Below are 1,246 nucleotides of genomic sequence, written 5' to 3'. Positions count from 1 at the left end.
TGCGACGATCCGGCGCGTTTCGACGAGCTGCTGCGCGAGGCGGCGGCCGAGCGCGATTCGCTGGGCGGCGTGGTTGAATGCCGCGTCGCGGGAGTGCCCGTCGGGATCGGCGAACCCTTCTTCGATTCGGTCGAGAGCCGGGTGGCCCACCTGCTCTTCTCGATTCCGGCGGTCAAGGGGGTGGAGTTCGGCAGCGGATTTGCCGGAAGCCGTCTCCGCGGGTCGCAGAATAACGATCCGATCCTCGACGGCGAGGGGCACACGGCAACGAACCATGCCGGTGGAATCAACGGCGGCATTACGAACGGCAACGAGGTGGTGGTGCGTGCGGCGCTGAAGCCCACGCCGAGCATCTCCCGGCCGCAGGAGACCTACAATCTGACGACTGACCGCGTTGAGCCGCTCGAGATCCGGGGACGTCACGATGTCTGTGTAGCCCTGCGCGGAGCGGTGGTTGTCGAGGCCGCCGTTGCCATTGCGTTGGCCGATCTCTGGAGAAGCCGATGACACGCCGCGAAGCCATCGAACGCATCACGGCCCGCCTGACGGGTCTCTATGATGCCCGCGAGGCCCGGAACCTGGCCCGCCTGCTGGTTGCCGGGCGGGAAGGCATCTCGCTCTCGGCGCTGCTGACCGACCCCGGGGCCGAACTGCAGGCGAGGGGGGCTGAAAAGCCGGAGGGCCTGGAAGGGCTGGACGGAGCGTCGCGTGAGAAGGGAGCGTCGCGTGAGAAGGGGATGTCGCGTGAGAAGGGGATGTCGTACGGGGCGGGGGAGCTCGGACGCTTGGGCGCGGATGTCGAACGACTGGCCGCGGGCGAACCCCTGCAGTACGTGCTTGGCGAGAGCGAATTCTACGGACGTCGCTTTGCGGTGCGCCGGGGTGTGCTGATCCCGCGCCCCGAGACCGAGGAGCTGGTCGACCGCATCGTCCGCAGTGTGCGGGGACGAGCCGGCGAAGCGGGGGAGTGTGAACCGCCCCTGCGTACTCCGCTTGCGGGCCGCGGGCTCCGGATCCTCGACGTGGGGACCGGAAGCGGCTGCATTGCCGTCTCGCTGGCGCTGGAGCTCCCCGCAGCCGAAGTCTATGCCGCCGATATCTCGGATGAGGCGCTGGAGGTCGCCGCCGAGAACTGCCGCCGGCTCGGGGCCCGCGTGACGCTGCGGCGGGCCGATGCGCTGACCGATCTGGCGGAGCAATTTCCCGAACGATTTGATGTGATCGTCTCGAACCCTCCCTACGTCCC

The 1,246-nt window shown here is 68.5% G+C and carries 2 protein-coding genes; both read left to right on the top strand.

Annotated elements, in window-relative coordinates:
- On the top strand, positions 1-507 hold a 507-nt coding region (locus B5E60_RS13550; RefSeq protein WP_143260784.1), incomplete at its 5' end, for a chorismate synthase.
- A partial coding sequence (locus B5E60_RS13545; protein WP_239403368.1) for a N5-glutamine methyltransferase family protein occupies positions 504-1,246 on the top strand: 743 nt, incomplete at its 3' end. The genes B5E60_RS13550 and B5E60_RS13545, both read left to right, overlap by 4 nt.

This window comes from Alistipes sp. An116 (assembly GCF_002161005.1).
In the GTDB taxonomy this organism is placed as follows: Bacteria; Bacteroidota; Bacteroidia; order Bacteroidales; family Rikenellaceae; genus Alistipes; species Alistipes megaguti.
This window is presented reverse-complemented; position numbering and strand designations above follow the sequence as displayed.